Source organism: Methylobacterium sp. 37f (assembly GCF_023093475.1).
Lineage (GTDB): Bacteria > Pseudomonadota > Alphaproteobacteria > Rhizobiales > Beijerinckiaceae > Methylobacterium.
Map to the genome: position 1 here is coordinate 78,616 of NZ_JAGHKN010000017.1, position 20,857 is coordinate 99,472.

Consider the following 20,857-nt stretch of genomic DNA (forward strand, 5'->3'; position numbering starts at 1 on the left):
TTGAACGAGGCGGTCCGGCAGAGACATCTGCCGTTGAGATTTTCCGGCGAGCAGCATCGCGGGGCTTTCGTCAGGGCGCCGCACGGTCCAAGGAGGCAGGCACCATGCCCCGACCGATAAGGCCCGAGCCCATGCAGAGCTTCGATTCCGATGGTGTCGCGATCGCGTATATCGACGTGCCGGCCGAGGGCGGCACCGGCGATCCGGTGTTGCTGATCCACGGCTTCGCCTCGAATCATGCGGTGAACTGGGTCAATACCCTGTGGGTACGGACGCTGACCCAGGCCGGCTACCGCACCATCGCGTTCGACAACCGCGGCCATGGCGAGAGCCAGAAGCTCTACGACCCGGATCTCTACGGGGCCGACCTCATGGCCCAGGACGCGCGCCGCCTGCTCGACCATCTCGGCGTCGCCCGGGCCGACGTGATGGGCTACTCGATGGGTGCGCGCATCGCCGCCTTCCTCGCCCTCGACGCGCCGGAGCGGGTGCGCTCGCTGTTGCTGGGCGGTCTCGGCCTCCACCTGGTCGAGGGCAGGGGGCTTCCGGACGGCATCGCCGAAGCCCTGGAGGCGGAGCCCGGTGCGCCGGCCCCGAACCCGACCGCCGCCGCCTTTCGAACCTTCGCCGAGCAGACGAAGAGCGACCTGCGCGCCCTGGCCGCCTGCATGCGCGGCTCGCGCCAAGCCCTATCGCGGGCCGAGGTCGCGGAGATCCGCGCGCCGACCCTGGTCACCACCGGCACCCTCGATACGGTCTCGGGTTCCGGCCCGGCTCTGGTCGCTCTCCTGCCGAACGCCACCGCGCTCGAACTGCAGAACCGCGATCATAGTACGGCGGTGGGTGACCGGGGCCATCGGGCCGGCGTCCTCGATTTTCTCAAGCAGCGGCCCTGACCGGGTGCCGCCGGACCTCAGCTCTTGAGACGATAGCCGGTCCGGAAGATCCAGGTCACGCCCGCAAGGCACAGGGCCAGGAAGACCAGCGCCATGGCGAAGCTGACGCCGACGCCGACATCCGAGGTGCCGAAGAACGACCAGCGGAAGCCGCTGATCAGGTAGACCACCGGATTGGCGAGGCTCACCGCCCGCCAGAACGGCGGCAGCATCTCGATGGCGTAGAAGCTGCCGCCCAGGAAGGTCAGCGGGGTGACGATGAGGAGTGGCACCAACTGCAGCTTCTCGAAGCCGTCGGCCCAGAGGCCGATCAGAAAGCCGAACAGGCTGAAGGTCACCGCCGTCAGGAGCAGGAACAGCACCATCACGAACGGATGCTCGATGCGCAGGGGCACGAACAGGGTGGCGGTGGCAAGAATGATCAGGCCGATCAGAATCGACTTCGAGGCCGCTGCGCCGACATAGCCCAAGACGATTTCCAGCGGTGACACAGGCGCCGACAGGATTTCGTAGATCGTGCCGGCGAAGCGCGGGAAGTAGATGCCGAAGGAGGCGTTGGCGATGCTCTGCGTGAGCAGCGACAGCATCATCAGCCCGGGCACGATGAACGCCCCGTAGGCGACGCCGTCGACCGAGGCGACGCGTGAGCCGATGGCCGCCCCGAACACCACGAAGTAGAGCGAGGTGGCGATGACCGGGGCGACGATGCTCTGCAGCGCCGTGCGCCAGAAGCGGGCCATCTCGAAGCCGTAGATGGCACGGACCGCATACCAGTTCATGCGCGCTCCTTCACGAGGTCGACGAAGATTTCCTCCAGCGACGACTGGCTGGTCTGGAGATCGCGGAATCGGATGCCGGCCTGGGCCAGGTCCGCCAGCAACGCCGTGATGCCGGTGCGCTCGCCCTTGGTGTCGTAGGTGTAGACGAGGTCCTGGCCGCCCGGCTTGAGGGTGAGATCGTGGCGGGCCAGGGAGTCGGGAAGCGCGGTGAGCGGTTCCTGCAGGTTCAGGGTCATCTGCTTCTTGCCGAGCTTGCGCATCAGCTCCGCCTTCTCCTCGACCAGGATGATCTGTCCCTTGCGGATCACGCCGATGCGGTCGGCCATCTCTTCGGCCTCGTCGATGTAATGCGTGGTGAGGATGATGGTGACGCCCGTATCGCGCAGGGACCGGACGAGCCGCCACATGTCCCGCCGCAATTCCACGTCGACGCCCGCCGTCGGCTCGTCGAGAAAGAGGATGCGCGGCTCGTGGCTCAGCGCCTTGGCGATGAGAACGCGCCGCTTCATCCCACCGGACAGGGTCATGATCCGCGCGTCGCGCTTCTCCCACAGGGAGAGGTCCCGCAGCACCCGCTCGATATGGGCCGGATCGGGCTTGAGGCCGTTGAGGCCGCGACTGAAGCTCGTGGTGGCCCACACCGTCTCGAAGGCGTCGGTGGTGAGTTCCTGTGGCACGAGGCCGATGAGGCGGCGCGCCTTGCGGTAATCCCGGGCAATGTCGTGCCCAGCCGCCAGGATGCGCCCCTCGCTGGCGGTGACGATGCCGCAGACGGTGCTGATCAGCGTGGTCTTGCCGGCGCCGTTGGGGCCGAGAAGCGCGAAGATCTCGCCCTCGGCGATGTCGAGGCTGATGCCGTCGAGGGCCTTCAGGCCGGAGGCGTAAACCTTCGACAGGTTCTGGATCGAGATGATCGGCTGCATCGGGACTCCGCTGCGGCGTGGCGCCGGCACGATCGGGCCGGCGCTATAGCATGCCGCCGACGGGCAGGCGCCCGGAAAACGAAAAAGCCGCCTCGCGGCGGCTTCTGCGATGTCGCAGAGGATCGGTGTGCCGATGCCCGGTGCGGGAAAGACCCGGCATCGGGGATGCGACCTCAGGCCTGGAGGCGGTTCCGGACCTCGCCAAGGCTCTGGCGGACCAGACCTTCGGCGGCTTCGCCCTGCATGCGCTCGCGCAGGATCACCTCGGAGACCTTCACGGCCGCGTCGGCGGCGGCGGCACGGACCTGGGCGGTAGCCTGAACCTCAGCCTGGGCAATCTTGGTCTCGGCCGACTTCGTCCGGCGGGCGATGAAGTCGTTCAGGCGGGCATGGCCCTCCTCGGCGATGCGCTGGGCCTCCTCGCGGGCGGACGCCACGATCGCCTCGGCCTCGCGCTCGGCCTCCGAGCGGCGCTTCTTGTAATCGGCGAGCACGCCGGCAGCCTCTTCACGAAGCCGACGAGCCTCGTCGAGTTCGTGCCGGACGCGCTTGGCGCGGCCGTCGAGGCCCTTGGTGACCTGGTTGAAGCCGCCGACCTTCCAGACCAGGGCCATGAACAGCACGAAGGCGACTGCGACCCAGAACTCGGCTTCCAACAACATGCTCGTCGTCCCAACGTGGTGGCGTCCGGCGGGTGAGCCCGGGTCGGAGGACCCTCAGGCTCGGCCGGTGAGGTTTGGTTTGGCGGTCCGCCTCAGTGCGGGAACGCGACGCTGTCGAGGGCCCTGGCGAGGGAGGCCTCGTCGGGGCTGCGGCCGGTGAGGCGCTCGACGATGGCCGAAGCCGTCTCGCCGGCGATTCCGCGGACATTGCCCATGGCCTCGGTGGTCCGGGTCCGCAGCGTCGCCTCGGAGGCGGCGATGCGGGCATTGAGCTCGGCCTCGAGCGCCTTGCGCTTGGTCTCGGCTTCCTGCGTGAGGGCGGTGCGGGTCTCGAGGGCGATGGCCTGCGCCTTGGCCTGCGCGTCGCTCAAGGATTTCTCGTATGCGGCTCCGGCGGTGTCCGCCTCGGCCTTCAGGCGCTGGGCTTCGTCGAGGTCACCCGACAGGCGCACCGCGCGATCATGCAGGATCGCCTGGATGCGCGGCAGGGCGATCTTGTCCATCAGGTAATAGAGCAGCCCGAAGGCCAGGGCGAGCCAGATCAGCTGCGATGCGAAGGTATGGCTCTCGAAGGGCGGAAAGCCGCCGCCGTGCTCTGCAGGCGGAGTCGCCATGAAACCATCCTGTGTTGCGGTTGGGTGCGCCGGCTGAGCCATGACGTCCTTCGGAAAATGAGTTGGTCAGGACCGGACGCGTATCGCATCCCCTCGGGGACGCCGCGTCCGGTCCGATATCGGTTCGCTTCGACTAGACGGCGAACAGGAGCAGCAGCGCGACGAGCAGCGAGAAGATGCCGAGCGCTTCCGTGAGCGCGAAGCCAAGGAGCAGGTTGCCGCGCTGGCCGTCGGCGGCCGAGGGGTTGCGGAGCGCGCCGGCGTAGAACTGGCCGAAGAGGTTGCCGAGGCCGATGGCGGCGCCCGCCATACCGAGACAGGCGAGGCCGGCACCGATGTACTTGGCAGCTAAGGGATCCATCAAATTGCTCCTGGTGTCCGTATCGTCGTTGCGTGGAGAGAAATCCGGCCGCGATCGCGAACCGGGGACGGAAGGGGATGGCGTCCCGGCGCCTTAGTGGCCGGGATGCAGCGCGTCGCTGAGATAGATCGAGGCGAGCGTCGCGAAGACGTAGGCCTGCAGACCGGCGACGAGGAATTCAAGGGCCGTGACGGCGACGCTGAGCGCCAGCGGCAGCGGCGAAATCGCACCCCAGGCACCGGCCGCGAGCAGGGCCGGGACGAAGCCCGCGAAGATCTTCAGCGCGATGTGGCCCGCGAGCACGTTGGCGAAGAGACGAACCGCGAGGCTGATCGGGCGCGAGATGAACGACACGATCTCGATGGCGACGATCATCGGCAGCAGCCAGCCGGGCACGCCGGAGGGCACGAAGACCTTCAGGAATTTCGTGCCGTGGGCCATGAAGCCGTACACGATGACGGTGCCGATCACGAGCAGCGCCAGCGCGAAGGTGACGATGATGTGGCTGGTCACCGCGAAGGCGTAGGGGATCATGCCGAGCATGTTCAGCACGAGCACGAACATGAAGAGCGAAAAGATCAGCGGCATGAACCGCTCGGAACCGTGGCCTGCGGATTGGCGCAGGGTCGAGCCGATGAACTCGTAGAAGATCTCGGCCATCGACTGCATGCGGCCCGGCACCACCGAGCGGCGGGATGTAGCCACCACGGTGATCAGCGCGATGATCCCGACGGCGGCGAACATGTAGAGCGCGGACTGCGTGAACGCGATCTCCTGGTTACCGATATGACCGAAGGAGACCAGCGGCTTGAGCTCAAACTGGTGGATCGGATCCATCTTTACGGCCATTGCCGCTCCCGCCCTTCTGAACCTTGGCGAGCCAGACGACCCGCCACCACCGGTGCCGCCGAAGCGGCATTCTGAAAAACCCTGGTCCGGCCGCGCGTGCGGCGTTCCCCATCGGGACCACTCAAGGGTCCCGTTCCGTCGTCGGCGCCTTCGAGAGCGATCCCGCGGCACGCATGACGTTGTAGACGCCGGTCGCGAAGCCCAGCATCAGCAGGACGATCAGCCCCCAGGGTTTCGTCCCGAGGAAATGATCGAACATCCAGCCGAGAATGCCCCCGGCCAGGACGCCCGCGATGAACTCGGTCGAGAGCCGCATCGCTTGGCCGAGAGGAGAAGGCCCGGTCGCGGGACCGGGACGCGTGGAATGACCGGGAGGGGCACTGGGCCGCTTCCGCTCAATCTGCGTCTCAAGACGTTTGAGCCTCTGGGAGAGGTCGGCGTCCAGTGCTTTCTTCCGTCCGTCCCCGCCTTCGTCCCCTGTTTCGTTGCCGCTCACGGCGAAAACTCACATTGGCGAGAGGGTTGGGAACCGGTCGGAACGCCTCCGTCAGGCGGGGCGCACCATAGTTTCGCCTACCTTGGGTGTCAAGGCACCCTCGACACAGCGTAAGGTCCTGGCAACACACGAGAAATTCGTGTTTTACCGATCCGCCCCCAGGCGTTCGCAAAAGCCGGGAGCCGGTGGGTGATCAGGCGCCGAGGAGCGGCTTGATCACCTTTTCCATCCCGTCGATGGTCATCTCGCCCTTGAAGCGCTCGCCATTGATGAAGAAGGTCGGCGTCGAATCGACCTTGAAGGTGTCCATGCCCTTCTGCTTCACCGCGTTGACGGCTCCGTAGATCTTCTGATCCTTCAAGCAGGCCTCGAACTTCTCCTTCGAGAAGCCCGCCTGGCGCAGCATCTGCTCCAGGGCATCGACGGGCGATTGCGGCTTCTGGACGTAGGCCCAGCCCGCCTGCTGGTCGAACAGCAGGTCCGTAATGGGATAGTATTTCGCATCCCCGTCGCAGCGCGCCAGCATGAAGGCCGCCGTCGCCAGAGGGTCGAGGGGAAATTCCCGGAGCGTGAAGCGCACCTTGCCGGTGTCGATGTAGCGCTCCTTCAGGGCCGGCCAGGTGTTCTTGTGGAAGGCGGCGCAATGCGAGCAGGTCATCGAGGCATATTCGATGATCGTCACCTTGGCGTCCTTCGGTCCGAGCCAGACGTCTCCGAGCGGGCCGGGCTCCATCAGGGTCGAGAGGTTCGCATCCTCGGCCACGGCCGGGAGGGTGAACCGGGGCAGGAGGATCGCCGCGCCGACGGCAAGGCCGGTGGCTTTCAGGGCGTCGCGTCGGGTGATCATGCTCGGGGCGGGCTCCGGTCGCGGACCAAATCTGTTCGTCAGCGATGCGGTAGAATCCCGCAAGCGTCCTGACAAGGCAGCATGCGCCAACTCGCGCGCAGGAGCATGCGCCAACGCGCGCGAAACCGGATGCGTCGACTAGCGCTTGTGGGTGGTCGCGATGATCGCGGTCCCGAGACGATCGAGCGCATCGCGCAGGGCATCGTGCTCGATCACCTGCACGGCGAGCGCCACTTCGCCGCGGCGAACGGGGTCGATCACCGGGGGCGGTGGCCGGCGCCCGATCCGGTCCACCCGGCCCTGGCGCATCACGATCTTGCCGATGCAGGCCCAGCCGTAATGCGCGTTGATGCGCTGGATCACCACCGGCGCGAGATGCTGCAATTCGAGGGCGAACACGCCCTCCACCCGGACCACGAGGGTGCCGGGATCGGAACGACCCTCCTCCTCGCGCCGACGCCGGCGCGGCCATTCGAGCTTGGAGGGCTGGCAGTAGCGCGCCAGCCGCTCCCCGACGATCTCGGGCCAAGCGGCCAGGATATCGGTGGAGGCGAATCCTTGCGCCGCGAAGGCCGGGCCGATGCAGCCCTCCAGCAACTCGGCAAGGGGTTTGACACGCGCCATGCGCAGGGTTCCGTGGGTCGGTTCGCGACGGGTCCGAGACTCCGGTATCGCGTTCAATGGTTAGCATGCGGTTCCGGCGGGCCGAAGCCGCATTCCTCCGAGCGGCTTCGCTCGAAGGCGCACCGCTCGAAGCCGCACCACTCGAAGCCGCTTCGCCGAATGCGCGCTTTGAAGCGTCCGGCCGGACGGCTATGGACGGGCATCCCCACCACGCGCCGGTGCCCGTGTCCCACACAACACCTCTCGCCCCCGAGGCCGCGGACCTTCTGACCTGGTACGACCGGCATCGTCGGGTCCTGCCGTGGCGGGCGCTGCCGAGTGAGACACCCGACCCTTACCGGGTCTGGCTGTCGGAGGTGATGCTGCAGCAGACCACGATTGCGGCGGTGAAGCCGTATTTTCAGAAGTTCCTGGAGCGGTTTCCCACGGTGGAAGCCCTGGCGGAGGCGCCGGAAGAGAGCGTGATGTCGGCCTGGGCCGGGCTCGGCTATTATTCCCGCGCCCGCAACCTGCACGCCTGCGCCAAGGCGGTAGCGGCCGCCGGCCGGTTCCCCGACACGGCGGCGGCCCTGCGCAAGCTTCCCGGCATCGGCGCCTATACGGCGGGCGCCGTGGCGGCGATCGCCTTCGACCGGCCGGAAGCGGCGGTAGACGGGAATGTCGAGCGGGTGATGACGCGGCTCTTCGCCATCGAGACGACGCTGCCCGCGGCCCGCCCCGAAATCCGTCTCGTCACCCAGGCTCTGGTGCCGTCGGACCGCCCCGGCGACTTTGCCCAGGCCGTGATGGATCTCGGTGCCACCATCTGCACGCCGAAGCGTCCGGCTTGCGCCCTCTGCCCCTGGATGGCGCCGTGCCGCGCCCGCACCCTCGGCCTGCAGGAGACCTTCCCCCGCAAGGTGAAGGCGGTGAAGGGCACGCTGCGACGGGGCGCAGCCTTCGTGGCGATCCGCAGCGGCGACGAGGCGATCCTGCTGCGTACCCGTCCCCCCGAGGGCCTGCTGGGAGCCATGGCCGAGCCGCCCATGAGCCCGTGGGAGCCGGATTACGACCCGGCCCAGGCCCTCCTCGACGCGCCGCTGGATGCCCGCTGGAAGCGCCTGCCGGGGCTGGTGCGGCACGGCTTCACGCATTTCCCCCTTGAGCTGACGGTGTTCTGCGCGAAGGTCGCACTCAGCACGGCGGCGCCCGCCGGCATGCGTTTCACGCCGCGCCGCGACCTCGACGACGAGCCCTTGCCGGGCGTGATGAAGAAGGTGCTGGCGCACGCCTTCGACCCGAAGCCCGAGCCGGAGAAGGCCGCCAAGCCCGGTCGGCCGAAGGCGATGCGGAGCGTGCCGGACACACCGCTCTTCGCCGACCCCGAGCCGGAATCGATACCGCCTCAGCCGCGCTTCCGTCCCGTGCCGAAGCCGACCCCACGCCCGGCACCGGCGCCGCCGCGGGACATCGACGACGAGATGGGTGGGTTCGAGGCACCGGCCGACGCGGCACCCCCGGTCGGTCCGCGCAAGCGCGGACGACCCCGGACGCGTTAGAGTTTTTCGTTTTCGCTTGTCTCGTCGGGATAACCGGTTTCCACCGATCCCTGACAAACGCGAGCGCGGCTCAAGCCGCCGAACCCATGGCGATGCGCATCTTGGCCCGGAACACGTCGATGAGGACCGGCTTGCCGTCGCGGGTGGCGTGCCAGAAATCCCAGCCGTTGCAGGCGGGGAAGCCTTGCACCAGGGCGCCGATCTTGTGGATCGAGCCCGTGGCCGGCCCGGCCATCAGGGTTCCGTCGGGGCGCACGATGGCGCTGTGGCGGCCGCGCGCGTCGGTAAGGGTTTCGCCGGGACGGATATGCCCCGCCTCGATGACGCTGAGGAAGGCCACGCGCGGCTCGGCGCGCTTGCTCGGCGCCACCAGAAGGGCCGCCTGCGACAGCGGCTCGACGGCATCGATGCGGGCGCGGGCGGCTTGCGCATAGGCCGTCTCACGCTCGATGCCGATGAAGCGGCGGCCGAGACGCTTGGCGACGGCGCCGGTGGTGCCGGTGCCGAAGAACGGATCGAGCACCACGTCGCCGGGGTTGGTCGCCGACAGGAGGGTGCGGGCGAGCAGCGCCTCCGGCTTCTGGGTCGGGTGGACCTTCTGACCGTCAGCGCCCTTCAGGCGTTCGTCGCCGGTGCAGAGCGGGATGAACCAGTCCGAGCGCATCTGGACGTCGTCGTTGCCGCCCTTCAGCGCCTCGTAGTGAAAGGTGTAGCCCTTCGAGTCCGCCGAGCGGGAGGCCCAGATCAGGGTCTCGTGCGCATTGGTGAAGCGCTTGCCTCGGAAGTTCGGCATCGGGTTGGCCTTGCGCCAGACGATGTCGTTGAGAATCCAGAAGCCGAGGTCCTGCAGCGTGGCGCCGACCCGGAAGATGTTGTGATAGGAGCCGATGACCCACAGGGTGGCGTTCGGCTTCATCACCCGGCGCGCGGCGGCGAGCCACGCATGGGTGAAGGCATCGTAGGCGGCGAAGGTCGAGAACTTGTCCCAGTCGTCGTCGACGGCGTCGACGCGGCTTTGGTCGGGACGCAGCAGCGAGCCCTCTCCGAGCTGGAGATTGTAGGGCGGGTCGGCAAAGACGCAGTCGACGCTGGACGCCGGAAGGGCGTTCATGGCCGCGATGCAATCGCCGACGAGAATCTCGTCGAGGGGAAGACGCTGAGCGGGGGGTACGAGACCCATCCGCGGCGCTGACACGAGCCGCCCGGCACGCGAGACACTTTTCCGGGCGGCGGTGTCGGCGACCGCGGTACGCAGGGAAGCCATGGCAAACACCGGTTACGCGACTGACCGGCAGACCTTGGCCCCGTTAACGTAAAGGCCGGGTTGCCGGCATCCCGACAAGACGTCTCGATTTGGGGCTGCAATTTTTGCCGGGTTGGTCGTTCCGCGCAGAAGCAGGCTATTCCGGCGGTCACTGCAAATATCGGCTTTGCAGATCCAATGTCATCGCACGTCAACCTCAGGCAACGGCTCGCTTGACGCCACGCCTGATCTCGGCCCGTCGGAAGACCCGCTCGGGCCGGCGGATTCACCTCTCGCTCGATCGGGAGAAAAATTCTCTCCGTCCGCCCGCTACGATCGCCTGCAGGACAGGGTTTCGCTCAGCGCATCGGTAGTTTCGTTCTGTCGCAGCCCAACGTTGTACCGGAGGGCCCGTCACAGCCCATTTTCACCGGCGTGATCTATGCGACAGCAAGGCCTCCGCATCATTGGAATCCGCGCGGTTATTCGACAATATCGCCGCACACAACTGGAGATCAAGAAATCGTTATAGCCTCAAACAAGGCACCTGAGGCCACATTTCGCCGGTCTCATTTTGGCCCCGTTCCGCTTCATTTTGCCGGCCATCCGAAACAACAAAGGGAATGCGGATGACTATCAAGCCTGTTCGTGGGGCCGCTGCCATCATCGGGACCGTCGTGACACTCGCCGCCGTTCAACCAGCCAGCGCCCAGAGCGGCGCCGCGTCCTGGTATGCGAGCGGGCACCGGACGGCGAACGGCGAGCGCTTCAATCCGAACGGGATGACGGCCGCCCACCGCAGCCTGCCGTTCGGCACCCGAGTCCGGGTCGAGAACAAGCGCAATGGCCGCTCCGTGGTGGTACGCATCAACGATCGCGGCCCCTTCGTGCGCGGTCGAATCATCGATCTTGCCCGGGGCTCGGCCCGTGCGCTCGGGATGGGCGGCACGACCTATGTCGCCTTGAGCGTGGTGAACTAAGCGCGTGATGAACTGAGCTCGTGATGACCTGGGCTCGTGGAGAACTGAGCTTATCGGGCCGGTCGGCGTTGTGAGATGGACCAGCCGGCCCCATCTCGCCGGCAGAACCGAGAGCTCAGAACCCCATGGCAAAGCCGCTGATCGTCGAAATCCCTCATGAACTCGGCCTGGCCGAGGCCCGCCGGCGCATCGCGGATGGCATCACCCAGGCGGACGGGCTGTTCGCCAAGGCGGGTGTCGCCGTCGAAAAGATGGCCTGGACCAACGACCGGCTCGACTTCGCCATGGCGGCCCTGGGCCAGAAGGTCGACGGGCAGGTGGATGTCCGCCCCGAGACCGTGCGGGTCGAGGTCCGGCTGCCCCTGCTGCTGGCCCTGTTCGCACAGCAGATCCAGAAGAAGCTCGGCAGCGAGGGCAATCTGCTCCTGACCAAGAAGTGACGGCGAGCGGGAAGTGAAGGCGGGCCGCCGCCGCTCGGAACCTCCCTCCGGGGCGGACTGTTCCACCGGTCCGTTCCTGAGGCTCTGAGAGGCGCTAAGCGATGTCGAACCCCGGCCCGATCCCGGAAGCCCCGGTGCCTGAGACGCCCTACGAGGCCCCCCAGACACCGGCGCCCGGCCCCGACACCCCCGGCACCGACGTGCCGGGTACGACGCCCACCGAGGCCCCGGACGTGACGCCCACCGAGATCCCGGTCAACGATCCGGATATCGGCCCCGCCATCGCCCCGGACCCGATGCCGACCGGTCCCGCCAACCCGACGATGTGAGCCCGCCCGGATTGCGGGTTTGTTCGGAGGCGCTGTCGCTGCCATAAGCCGGCCCCATGGCCGCTCCTCCGCTCCTCACCCTCCAAGACGTCGCGCTCACCTTCGGCGGAACGCCGCTGATCGAGCGCGCCGAACTCGCAATCTCGCCCGGCGAACGCACCTGCCTCGTCGGGCGTAACGGCTCGGGCAAGTCGACCCTGATGAAGATCGCCGCCGGGCTCGTCGAGCCCGACAAGGGCAAACGCTTCATTCAGCCAGGCACCACCATCCGGTACCTGGCTCAAGAGCCGGACTTCTCGGGCTTCGAGACGACCCTCGATTTCGTCGAATCCGGGCTCAACCACGACGACGACGCCTATCGCGCCCGCTACCTGCTGGAGAGCCTGGGCCTCACCGGCGCAGAGAACCCGCGCAGCCTGTCGGGCGGCGAAGGACGCCGCGTCGCCCTGGCCCAGGCCCTGGCCCCCGAGCCCGACATCCTGCTCCTCGACGAGCCCACCAACCACCTCGACCTGCCGGCCATCGAGTGGCTCGAATCCGAACTCAAGAGCGTGCGTGGCGCCCTGGTGCTGATCAGCCACGACCGGCGGTTCCTCTCAGCCCTGTCGAAGACCACGATCTGGCTCGACCGCGGTGTGACCCGGCGTATCGAGCAGGGCTTCTCCACCTTCGAGGCCTGGCGCGACGCCTTCTTCGAGGAGGAGGAGCGCGACCGCCACAAGCTCGAGCGCAAGATCGCCGACGAGGAGCACTGGCTGCGCTACGGCGTCACCGCGCGGCGCAAGCGCAACGTGCGCCGGCTCGGCAACCTGCATGCGCTGCGCAAGGAGCGTCGCGACGACCGGCGCCCCGTGGGCACCGCCACCATGACCTCGACCGAGGCCGAGAGCTCCGGTGCCCTGGTGATCGAGGCCAAGCACGCGGCCAAGGCCTACGGAGAACGCCGGATCGTCGACGATCTGTCGCTGCGGGTGATGCGCGGCGACCGCCTCGGCATCGTGGGCGCCAACGGGGCCGGAAAGACCACCCTGATCAACCTGCTCACCGGGCAGGTACCGCCGGATTCGGGCACGGTGGCGCTCGGCACCAACCTCAAGATGATGCTCCTCGACCAAGCTCGCGCCGTGCTGGAGCCGAGCATGACGGTCACCGAGGTCCTGACCGGCGGTAGCGGCGATTCGGTGATCGTCGGCGGCGTCAGCCGCCACGTCATCGGCTACCTCAAGGACTTCCTGTTCGCCCCGGAGCAGGCACGCACTCCGGTGAGCGTGCTTTCGGGCGGCGAGCGCAACCGCCTGCTCATCGCCCGCGCGCTCGCCCAGCCCGCCAACCTCCTCGTCCTCGACGAGCCCACCAACGACCTCGACCTGGAGACCCTCGACCTCCTGCAGGAGATGCTGGCGGATTATTCCGGCACGCTGATCCTGGTGAGCCACGACCGAGACTTTCTCGACCGCGTCGTCGGGAGCGTTCTCGTCAGCGAGGGGGAGGGGGCCTGGGTCGAATATGCCGGCGGCTACACCGACATGATCGCCCAGCGCGGGGAGGGCGTGCAGGCCCGCGCCGTCGCGCAGCGTGCCGGAAAGGTTGAGTCGCGCGGGGATGCGCGAGACCGTGCGAAGACCCCGGAGATTGGGACGTCGGCCGGCAAGTCGAAGCTCGGCTTCAAGGACCAGCACGAGTTGAAGACCCTACCGGACCGGATGAAGAAGCTCGAGGCGGATATCGGCAAGCTGCGCGAGGTTCTGGCCGATTCGGGCCTCTATGCCCGCGACCCGGCACGCTTCGCGAAGGCTTCGGACCTCCTCAGGGTCGCCGAGACCGAACTCGCGAAAGCCGAGGACCGATGGCTCGAACTGGAGATGCTGCGCGACGCATGAGCGGCCATCGGCCTTCATGATGCCGCGATGCGCCTGTGGAATACCATCGACGTGCGCCCGCTTCCATGCGCCACCTGCCACCGGGGTCCGACGTGTCCGCCGCCTCTCCATTTCGCGACCGATGCCGTCGCCTCGGCTGGGCCGTCGGTCTGCCCGGGCTCGCAGCGATCCTGGGCGTCTCCGCCGCCTGGATCACGCCGCGCGTCGAGGATCGCCTCGGCGCGGAGGCCGATGCGATCGCGCGGGCGACGGCCGAACCCGGTGCGGAGCCGTGGTTGCGCGTCGCGGTCGCCGGGCGCGACCTCATCCTCAACGGTGAGGCGGCCGATGCCGCGACCCGCGACACCGCGCACCGGCGCCTCGCCGCCCTCCCCGGCGTTCGGCGTCTGGTCGGGCCGGTCGGATTGGTGGCGCTGGCCTCGCCCTTCGTCTGGATCGCGACGCGAAGCCGGGACGGGGTCGACCTGACGGGATCGCGCCCGGCCGAGATCGGGGTTGGAGCCTTGGCCGAGCAACTCGCCCCGGCGCTGGAGCCGGGAACACCCCTGCGAGACCAGGCCCATGCCGCCCTCGGGGGCCCGCCGGACTTCACCGCCGCCGCCACCTACGCCCTGGCCCGCCTGCGTGCCCTCACGCCCGGCAGCCGGATCATGCTGGAGGACACGCGGCTTTCCATCCTCGGAGAGGCGGCGTCGGTGTCGGACGACGAGGCCCTGAGAGCAGCCCTCACCGATCTGCCGATGGGCTACAGCCTCGGCCGGATCGCGATTCTACCGGCTATGATTCCCAACTTCCGCTTCGTCGTGACGCGCTCCGCCGAAGGCGGACTGGACCTGTCCGGCTACGTGGTGTCGGACGCGGTGCGCGCCGAGATTCGCGGCGAAGCGGCGGCCGCAGCGGAGAACGGCCAAGTCATGGACCGGATGCGCAACGCGCGCGGACTCCCGCCGGAGATCGATGCGGCCGCGATGGCGCGCGTGGCGCTGCAGCTCGCTGGCCTGATGCAGGAGGGCAGCGTCACCGTGGCCGAGGCGCGCGTCTCGCTCAGCGGAGTCGCCATGGACGCGCAGGCGATCCCCGAGATCGACACCCTGCTGCGCACCGGATTGCCCGCCGGCCTCGCGCGCGGCGACGTGGCCCTGACCACACGTCCGCTCTCGCCCTATCGGGTAGCGATGCGGCGGGATGGAGACAGCGTCACCCTGACCGGGCACCTTCCGGATACCGCAACCCGGGAGGCGCTGCTCGGCACCTTGCGGGCGCGGCTGTTTCGCGAACGCCTGATCGACAGGACCCGCCTGGGACAGGGGGCGCCGGCCGAACTCGCCCGCGCGCTTCAGGTTACCGCGGGCTCCTTCACGCTCCTGGCCAAGGGCGAGGCCCGCATCGCCGACCGCTCCGTGACCCTGACGGGCGAGAGCCTTTACCCGCAGGGTGCCCGCCGCATCGCGGTCGATCTGTCGGCGGCGATGCCGCAGGGCTGGAATGCCGAGACCACGCTGACCTCCCCCGGGGCGACAGCGGTCCGGACCCCCGAGGCCTGCGTGACCGCGTTCGACGCCGGCGCGGCCGGCCCGGGCCCTGTGTTCTCGCCGGGAAGCGCCACGCTGAAACCGGCCTTCTATCCACGTCTCGATGCGATCGCCGCGTTGGCGAAGACTTGCCCGACCCTACGGCTCCTCATCACCGGCCATGGCGATCCGAGCGACCCCGCGGCATCGGCCAAGACTGCTGTCGCCAATTCCACCCTCGACAAGACTGCAGTCGACAAGCCCACTGTCGAATCGGCGGTGGAAAGCACCGCGTCCCTGGAAGCCACGCGTTTGGAAAAGCCGGAGACCGTCAAGAGGCCGGGTGACAAGGGCTCGGACAAGCAGGACTCGAAGGACAAGTCCCTCGCCAAGACCGCCCCGAAGACGGCACCAAAGACCGCGCCGAAAACCGACTCGGCCAAACGCGCGCCGGGTCAGACCGACGCGAAGCCGGCAGCAACGGCGGAACCGGGGCCGGACCTCGCCCAGCAGCGGGCCCTGGCGATCGTCGACTACCTGCTTCAGGCCGGCTTGCGACCGGACCAGGTGGCGATCGCAGCGGGCGGGACAGTACGGCCCGCCGCCGAGGGCGTGGGAATCGCGAACCGGTCATGACGCGCGACGCGAGGCAGAATCCGTGCCCCTTCTGATGACGTTGCTGTGGCCCGTGCTGGTCGCCAGCGCCCTTCTCGGAGCCGCCGTCGGTTGGCTGACGGGACTTCCCCGAACGCCGATGGCCCGCGGGATCGCGGTGGTTCTGGTCGCGGTCGTCGCAGCCGCCGCCGGCATCGCGGTCTTCGGCCTGGTTCCGGGCCGTGCCGGCTTCTGGGTCGAGAGCGCGGCGCTTGCGCTTGCGGCCTACCTGATCGGCACGACTTTGGTCGCGGCCGTTCTGCACGGCAGCGGCGAACGGCCATGACCGGCCGCACCCGGTCTTTCCCGCTGGACGAACCCTTTTCGCTTCGGGACATGCGTTGCTCTTTTCGGTGCAAGCGTTGCCTGACCGTCACATTTGCGAAGGATTTGCGTCCGGTCCCCGACAATCGACGGGACTTTCCCGGTGTTCTGTCGTTGTTCCCGGGGCGCGCCACCCTCCGGTACCAGCGGCCCCCAGCACACCAGACCTGATGACGGATCACGCAGAACGAACCCAGCCCCTGGATCTGTCATCCTGCGACCGTGAGCCGATCCACATCCTGGGTGCGGTTCAGCCCTTCGGTTTCCTGATCGCCGTCTCGTCGGACTGGATCGTGGTTCGCGCGTCGGAGAACGCGGCCGTCCGTCTCGGTCTGTTGGAGCCGGATCTCCTCGGACTTCCCCTGTCCGACCTGATCGACGGGGAGACGATCCACCTGATCCGCGGCCATCTGCAGGCCCTGCGCGGACCCGACGCCATCGACCGGATCTTCGGCACCCCCCTGCGACCGGGCGGCACACCCTACGACATCGCCCTGCACCTCTCCGATGGGGCCATCGTCATGGAGATGGAGCCGAGCGTCAGCGAGCATCTCAACGCCGGCAACCTCGTCCGCAGCATGGTCGGGCGGCTGCAGCAGACCATCGGATTCGATCCCTTCTGCCGCGAGGCCGCGCGCCAGATGCGCGCGCTGACCGGCTTCGACCGGGTGATGGTCTACCGCTTCGATCCCGATGGCTCGGGCGTGGTCATCGCCGAATCCGCGCGGTCCAGCCTGGATCCCTATCTTGGACTGCATTACCCGGCCTCTGACATCCCGAAGCAGGCGCGCGCCCTCTACGAGCGCAACTGGCTGCGCATCATCGCCGATGTCGATGCCGAGCCGGTCGCCGTGCTGCCGCAGCGCGACCCGCACGGGCGCCCGCTCGACCTGTCGATGAGCACGCTGCGGACGGTGTCTCCGATCCACCTCGAATACCTGCGCAACATGGGGGTGGCGGCCTCCCTGTCGGTGTCGATCCTGCGGGGCGGCAAGCTCTGGGGCCTGTTCGCCTGCCACCATACCGAACCGCGCCACATCTCCCTGGAGCGCAGGACCGGCGCCGAGCTGTTCGGCCAGATGTTCTCGCTGATTCTCGAGAGTCGGGAGCGCGAGGCGGAGGCGGCTTACGAGGGAAGTTCCCGTGCCCTGCACGATCGCCTCATGGGCGCCCTCGCCTCCGGCGGCACCAGCCTGGAGAATATCACCGACTTCCTCGACGACATTGCCGGCATCGTCACCTGCGACGGCATCGGAGTGTGGGTGAACGGGCAGATCACCCTGCGGGGTGCGACCCCGACGGCGGAGGAATTCACCGGCCTGGTCCGCTTCCTCAACCGGACCGCCACCAGCCGGGCCTTCGCGACGCAAGAAATCGGTGCGGTCCATCCGCCGGCTGCCGACTACACCGAACGGGCGGCCGGTCTCCTGGCGATTCCGATCTCGCGAGCGCCGCGCGACTTCCTGGTGTTCTTCCGGACCGAGATCGCCCGGACGGTGACCTGGGCCGGCAATCCGGAAAAGCCCGCATCGCTCGGCCCGAACGGCCTGCGTCTCACCCCCCGCAAGAGCTTCGAGGCCTGGACCGAAGTCGTGCGCGGCCAGTCCGCGCCCTGGAGCGCGGCGGACCTGCGCATCGCCGAGGCGCTGCGGATCACGCTGCTCGAAGTCATCCTGCGGCTCACCGATTCGGCCGAGAAGGAGCGCAAGACCGCGCAAGAGCGCCAGGAGCTGCTGATCGCGGAACTTAACCATCGGGTCCGCAACATCCTGAACCTCATCCGCGGCATCGTCGCCCAGAGCCGATCGCGGGCGACCAGCGTCGAGGAGTTTTCCAGCGTGATCGGGGAGCGCATCCAGGCTCTCGCGCGTGCACACGACCAGATCACCACCACGAACTGGGGACCGGGCTCGCTGCGCGACCTGATCACCCTCGAGGCCGAAGCCTACCTCAACCAGCAGGCGGTCCGGGTTCGCCTGGAGGGAACCGACGTCCTCCTCGAACCTCAGGCGTTCTCCACCCTCGCTCTGGTCATCCACGAACTGATGACCAATTCGGCGAAGTACGGCGCCCTGTCGGAGGCCGCCGGGCAGGTGGACGTGACGTGGGAGCGCGATCCGTCGGACTGCCTCGTCATCCATTGGTGCGAGAGCGGCGGCCCGCCGGTGAAACCGCCGAGCCGACGCGGCTTCGGCACGACGCTGATCGAGCGCTCGATCCCGTACGAGCTGAAGGGCGAGGCGGAGATCAGCTACGCGTTGACCGGTCTGCGCGGGCGCTTCGCAGTGCCGGCGCGCTATGTGCGCCCGGCCCCGATTGCACAGCCCCAGGCGGCGCCGGGTCGCGAATCCATGCTGGACCTCGATCCCATCACCCTGTCGGGCACGGTTCTGGTGGTCGAGGACAACATGATCATCGCCCTCGAGGCTGAGGAGATCCTGGCCTCTCTCGGGGCATCGGCCATCGACATGGCAGGCTCCGTCCACGAGGCTCTGCGGCAGATCGAGGCGGCGCGCCCCAGCTTTGCGCTTCTGGACGTCAATCTCGGATCGGAGACGAGCCTACCGGTCGCGCGTCGCCTGCTGGCCTCCGGAATTCCGTTCGTCTTCGCCACGGGCTACGGCGAGAGCTTCCGCATCCCGCCCGAACTCGGCGCCGTGATGATGATCAAGAAGCCCTATACGGCCGACACCCTGCGCCGGGCCCTGGCGTCTCTTCCCGGAAGGCAGTGACATCTTGCGGCCCAGCATCGCCGATGCGTCGGCCGCCGCGGCGCAGAGCCGGCAGAGCGATGGTCTATCCCGTAGATTGCGCCGCTGCGAACAGCGCGAAGGCGCGATGCGCGCCCCGAATAGCGGCCTCGTGCCCTTCCGCGGGGCGGGCTCCCAACCAGGCGGCGAAGCTCGGCCACAGGCGCTGGCCCTCGCCATGGCTCAGGAAGCGGGCATTCGCCCGAACCTGCGGATCGATGCTGGTCACGACTTGTCGCAGCAGGACCTGACCGCCGAGGCGCGATCCCTCCAGAACGTAGAGCAGACCCGGCGCCTCCTCCTCAGACGGCCTCTCGGCTCCGGATTCGGCGCCTGCGGCGGGATCGAATGCAAGCCCCAGACCTTCCAGGTCGGCGCGAAGCTCGCGAAAGCGGCGGCGCACGGGCCAGTCGGTCGGCAGGAACGCGGCCTCGATCCCGTCGAGCCATCCCTCGATCTGCCAGAAGGGACCGGACATCGCCGACAGGAAGGCGACGTAATCCGCACGGCGCGTCAGGTCGTGAGCGGCAAACCCCGCATCGAGGCGACGATGGGCCGCGTCCGTCGCGTCACGAAGCACGAAGCGGAGATCGCGTGGCTCGGCCACACGGCGCTCCCCCGGCTCCGGCATCGCATGCACCGCGAACGGCACCTGTCCCTCGTCCATGCCCAGATCCCCCAGGTAGCCCGATTCTTCGCCATCGGGCCCGCTGCGCCGGATGGTCCCGACGGTCTTAGACGATCCGACGCCGCCGCCAAGGATCGATCACAGGATCACGGTGACATCCACGCCCGTTCACCACGCACTTCATCGTCCGTTTCCTCGCCCATTTTCCCGCCCAGGATTCTCCAGGATTCCCCATGTGGCTCCTCTATGGCTTCGCCCTCGTGGCCGGCATCGCCAACGCGGTCCAGTCGGGAACCAACGCGACCCTGTCGAAATCCCTGGGGCAGCCCTTCGCGGCGGCCATCGTTGTTTCGCTGGTCGGCGCCGGGACCCTGCTGGTGGTCGGCCTGATGCTTGGCCGCTTCGCCCTGCCGACCGTCGACGAGATCCGGTCCGTGCCGCCCTGGGCCTGGCTCGGCGGCACCCTGGGGGCGCTCCTCATCCTGTCCCAGCTCTTCGTAGCCCAGACCATCGGGGCCGCGCCCTATTTCGGTCTCCTGGTGACGGCCGGAGTCGTGACGTCGATGCTCCTCGATCATTTCGGCTGGATCGGGTTCGAGCAGCACGGCGTGACCGTCTGGCGCCTCCTCGGAGGCCTGCTGATGATCGCCGGGATCGCCCTGGTGGCGATGTTTTGACCCCGTCGCACAGGACCCGGAATCGTTCGCCCCGCTTGTCATCCGGCGCCGGACCGGCAAAGCCTCTCCGCTACGTCGACGCCCCCATTCTCACCGACCCGACCGCTGCCAAGGCTGCCATGACCATTTTCCAGGATCTCGTCAGCCGGTTCAGCCAGACCGTGGCGGCCTATGCGGGTGACAAGGCGTTGATGCAGGCCATGGTCTCGGCCGCCGCCAACGTGATCGTGGCCGACGGGGAAGTCGCGAGCGAGGAGTTCGACATGGCGTTGGCGGGCATGCAGGCCAACCCGATCCTCGAGAAGGGCTACGACCGGCTGATGCTGGAAAGCGAACTTTATGACGGGATCGCCCGGGCCAGGACGCGGGCCGGCCGGGCCGAAAACCTGCGCCTCGTCGCCGCCATCGAGGGCCGGGGGCAGGAGGACCGCGAGGCGACCTTCCTCATCGCCGCGGATGTGGCCGACCTCGATGGAATCGTCGACGTGGAGGCGCGGGCCCTGGACGAGATCGCCGCGGCACTCGGCCTCGACAAGGCCGCGCTCCTCGCCGCATCGCCGGTACGGCGCCCGGTTCCGTAGAGCGCGGCCGGCCCGAATTTGGCAAAGCCCTTGATCAAAGGACGGCAAGCCTCTAAGCGAGCCACCGTCTTTCGCCCGGCTCGACATCGCGTCGAGCGACAGCCCGGGCGACCGCTCGTGTGAGCTTGCCGCAGGAAAGAGACGATGGCCAAAGAGAAATTCGCGCGTACGAAGCCGCACTGCAACATCGGCACGATCGGTCACGTTGATCACGGCAAGACGTCTCTGACGGCGGCGATCACCAAGGTTCTGGCGGAGTCGGGCGGTGCGA

Annotated in this window: 23 protein-coding genes; 12 read left to right on the top strand and 11 right to left on the bottom strand. The window is 68.1% G+C overall.

Annotated features, from left to right (window positions below):
* The first annotated feature begins 131 nt into the window (after positions 1–131).
* Entirely contained in the window at positions 132–896 is a 765-nt protein-coding gene (locus tag J7U37_RS13570) for an alpha/beta hydrolase (protein WP_056480454.1), read from the top strand.
* Between the two features lie 17 nt (positions 897–913).
* Here the strand turns inward: J7U37_RS13570 and J7U37_RS13575 are convergent, their stop codons facing one another.
* From J7U37_RS13575 to J7U37_RS13615, 9 genes are all read right to left on the bottom strand, one after another.
* Positions 914–1,675, bottom strand: coding sequence for an ABC transporter permease (locus J7U37_RS13575; RefSeq protein ID WP_247636052.1), 762 nt, complete (start codon positions 1,673–1,675; stop codon positions 914–916).
* Entirely contained in the window at positions 1,672–2,598 is a 927-nt protein-coding gene (locus J7U37_RS13580) for an ABC transporter ATP-binding protein (protein ID WP_247636053.1), read from the bottom strand. The genes J7U37_RS13575 and J7U37_RS13580 overlap by 4 nt, the downstream gene beginning before the upstream one ends.
* Positions 2,599–2,771: 173 nt before the next feature.
* Positions 2,772–3,257, bottom strand: a complete 486-nt coding sequence (locus J7U37_RS13585) for an ATP F0F1 synthase subunit B (RefSeq protein ID WP_200940927.1) — start codon at positions 3,255–3,257, stop codon at positions 2,772–2,774.
* A gap of 95 nt (positions 3,258–3,352) precedes the next feature.
* Positions 3,353–3,916: an ATP synthase subunit B gene (locus tag J7U37_RS13590; protein WP_056182929.1), complete on the bottom strand. Its 564-nt coding sequence runs from the start codon at positions 3,914–3,916 to the stop codon at positions 3,353–3,355.
* Positions 3,917–4,007: 91 nt separating this feature from the next.
* Positions 4,008–4,235 (bottom strand): F0F1 ATP synthase subunit C, encoded by a 228-nt coding sequence (locus tag J7U37_RS13595; protein WP_018044493.1) that lies wholly within the window; start codon positions 4,233–4,235, stop codon positions 4,008–4,010.
* 93 nt (positions 4,236–4,328) lie between these two features.
* Positions 4,329–5,084, bottom strand: coding sequence for a F0F1 ATP synthase subunit A (locus J7U37_RS13600; RefSeq protein WP_056182933.1), 756 nt, complete (start codon positions 5,082–5,084; stop codon positions 4,329–4,331).
* Positions 5,085–5,205: 121 nt separating this feature from the next.
* Positions 5,206–5,580: an AtpZ/AtpI family protein gene (locus tag J7U37_RS13605; RefSeq protein WP_056182936.1), complete on the bottom strand. Its 375-nt coding sequence runs from the start codon at positions 5,578–5,580 to the stop codon at positions 5,206–5,208.
* Between the two features lie 193 nt (positions 5,581–5,773).
* Positions 5,774–6,427 (bottom strand): thioredoxin domain-containing protein, encoded by a 654-nt coding sequence (locus tag J7U37_RS13610; RefSeq protein ID WP_056182939.1) that lies wholly within the window; start codon positions 6,425–6,427, stop codon positions 5,774–5,776.
* Between the two features lie 138 nt (positions 6,428–6,565).
* Positions 6,566–7,051 (bottom strand): DciA family protein, encoded by a 486-nt coding sequence (locus tag J7U37_RS13615; protein WP_247636054.1) that lies wholly within the window; start codon positions 7,049–7,051, stop codon positions 6,566–6,568.
* 224 nt (positions 7,052–7,275) lie between these two features.
* Between J7U37_RS13615 and mutY the strand changes: the two genes are divergently transcribed.
* Entirely contained in the window at positions 7,276–8,589 is a 1,314-nt protein-coding gene (gene mutY, locus J7U37_RS13620; protein WP_247636055.1) for an A/G-specific adenine glycosylase, read from the top strand.
* Positions 8,590–8,659: 70 nt separating this feature from the next.
* Here the strand turns inward: mutY and J7U37_RS13625 are convergent, their stop codons facing one another.
* Positions 8,660–9,853 carry a site-specific DNA-methyltransferase gene (locus tag J7U37_RS13625; RefSeq protein WP_280138732.1) on the bottom strand — a complete coding sequence of 398 codons (1,194 nt, stop codon included), beginning with the start codon at positions 9,851–9,853 and terminating at the stop codon, positions 8,660–8,662.
* Positions 9,854–10,455: 602 nt separating this feature from the next.
* Here J7U37_RS13625 and J7U37_RS13630 point away from each other — a divergent pair.
* The 7 genes from J7U37_RS13630 to J7U37_RS13660 all read left to right on the top strand — a co-directional run bounded on the left by J7U37_RS13630 (position 10,456) and on the right by J7U37_RS13660 (position 18,682).
* Complete coding sequence (locus J7U37_RS13630; protein ID WP_056182943.1) at positions 10,456–10,812, top strand: septal ring lytic transglycosylase RlpA family protein; 357 nt, start codon at positions 10,456–10,458, stop codon at positions 10,810–10,812.
* A 125-nt stretch (positions 10,813–10,937) separates the two neighbouring features.
* Positions 10,938–11,252, top strand: a complete 315-nt coding sequence (locus J7U37_RS13635) for a polyhydroxyalkanoic acid system family protein (RefSeq protein ID WP_055951202.1) — start codon at positions 10,938–10,940, stop codon at positions 11,250–11,252.
* A 101-nt stretch (positions 11,253–11,353) separates the two neighbouring features.
* Positions 11,354–11,581, top strand: a complete 228-nt coding sequence (locus J7U37_RS13640) for a hypothetical protein (RefSeq protein ID WP_056480471.1) — start codon at positions 11,354–11,356, stop codon at positions 11,579–11,581.
* A gap of 56 nt (positions 11,582–11,637) precedes the next feature.
* The gene (locus J7U37_RS13645; RefSeq protein ID WP_247636056.1) at positions 11,638–13,461 is read left to right on the top strand and encodes an ATP-binding cassette domain-containing protein; all 1,824 of its coding nucleotides are present in this window, start codon (positions 11,638–11,640) and stop codon (positions 13,459–13,461) included.
* Between the two features lie 65 nt (positions 13,462–13,526).
* Positions 13,527–15,608, top strand: coding sequence for a hypothetical protein (locus J7U37_RS13650; protein ID WP_247636057.1), 2,082 nt, complete (start codon positions 13,527–13,529; stop codon positions 15,606–15,608).
* Between the two features lie 22 nt (positions 15,609–15,630).
* A complete protein-coding gene (locus J7U37_RS13655) occupies positions 15,631–15,912 on the top strand; it encodes a hypothetical protein (RefSeq protein ID WP_056182956.1) in 282 nt (93 codons plus the stop codon).
* A 208-nt stretch (positions 15,913–16,120) separates the two neighbouring features.
* Positions 16,121–18,682, top strand: coding sequence for an HWE histidine kinase domain-containing protein (locus J7U37_RS13660; RefSeq protein WP_247636058.1), 2,562 nt, complete (start codon positions 16,121–16,123; stop codon positions 18,680–18,682).
* Positions 18,683–18,746: 64 nt separating this feature from the next.
* Here J7U37_RS13660 and J7U37_RS13665 read toward each other — a convergent pair whose 3' ends face one another.
* The gene (locus J7U37_RS13665; RefSeq protein ID WP_247636059.1) at positions 18,747–19,367 is read right to left on the bottom strand and encodes a biliverdin-producing heme oxygenase; all 621 of its coding nucleotides are present in this window, start codon (positions 19,365–19,367) and stop codon (positions 18,747–18,749) included.
* Between the two features lie 194 nt (positions 19,368–19,561).
* Between J7U37_RS13665 and J7U37_RS13670 the strand changes: the two genes are divergently transcribed.
* The 3 genes from J7U37_RS13670 to J7U37_RS13680 all read left to right on the top strand — a co-directional run.
* A complete protein-coding gene (locus J7U37_RS13670; RefSeq protein WP_056182964.1) occupies positions 19,562–20,005 on the top strand; it encodes a DMT family transporter in 444 nt (147 codons plus the stop codon).
* A 119-nt stretch (positions 20,006–20,124) separates the two neighbouring features.
* Positions 20,125–20,586, top strand: a complete 462-nt coding sequence (locus J7U37_RS13675) for a tellurite resistance TerB family protein (RefSeq protein WP_247636065.1) — start codon at positions 20,125–20,127, stop codon at positions 20,584–20,586.
* 144 nt (positions 20,587–20,730) lie between these two features.
* A partial coding sequence (locus tag J7U37_RS13680) for a GTP-binding protein (protein ID WP_247636066.1) occupies positions 20,731–20,857 on the top strand: 127 nt, incomplete at its 3' end.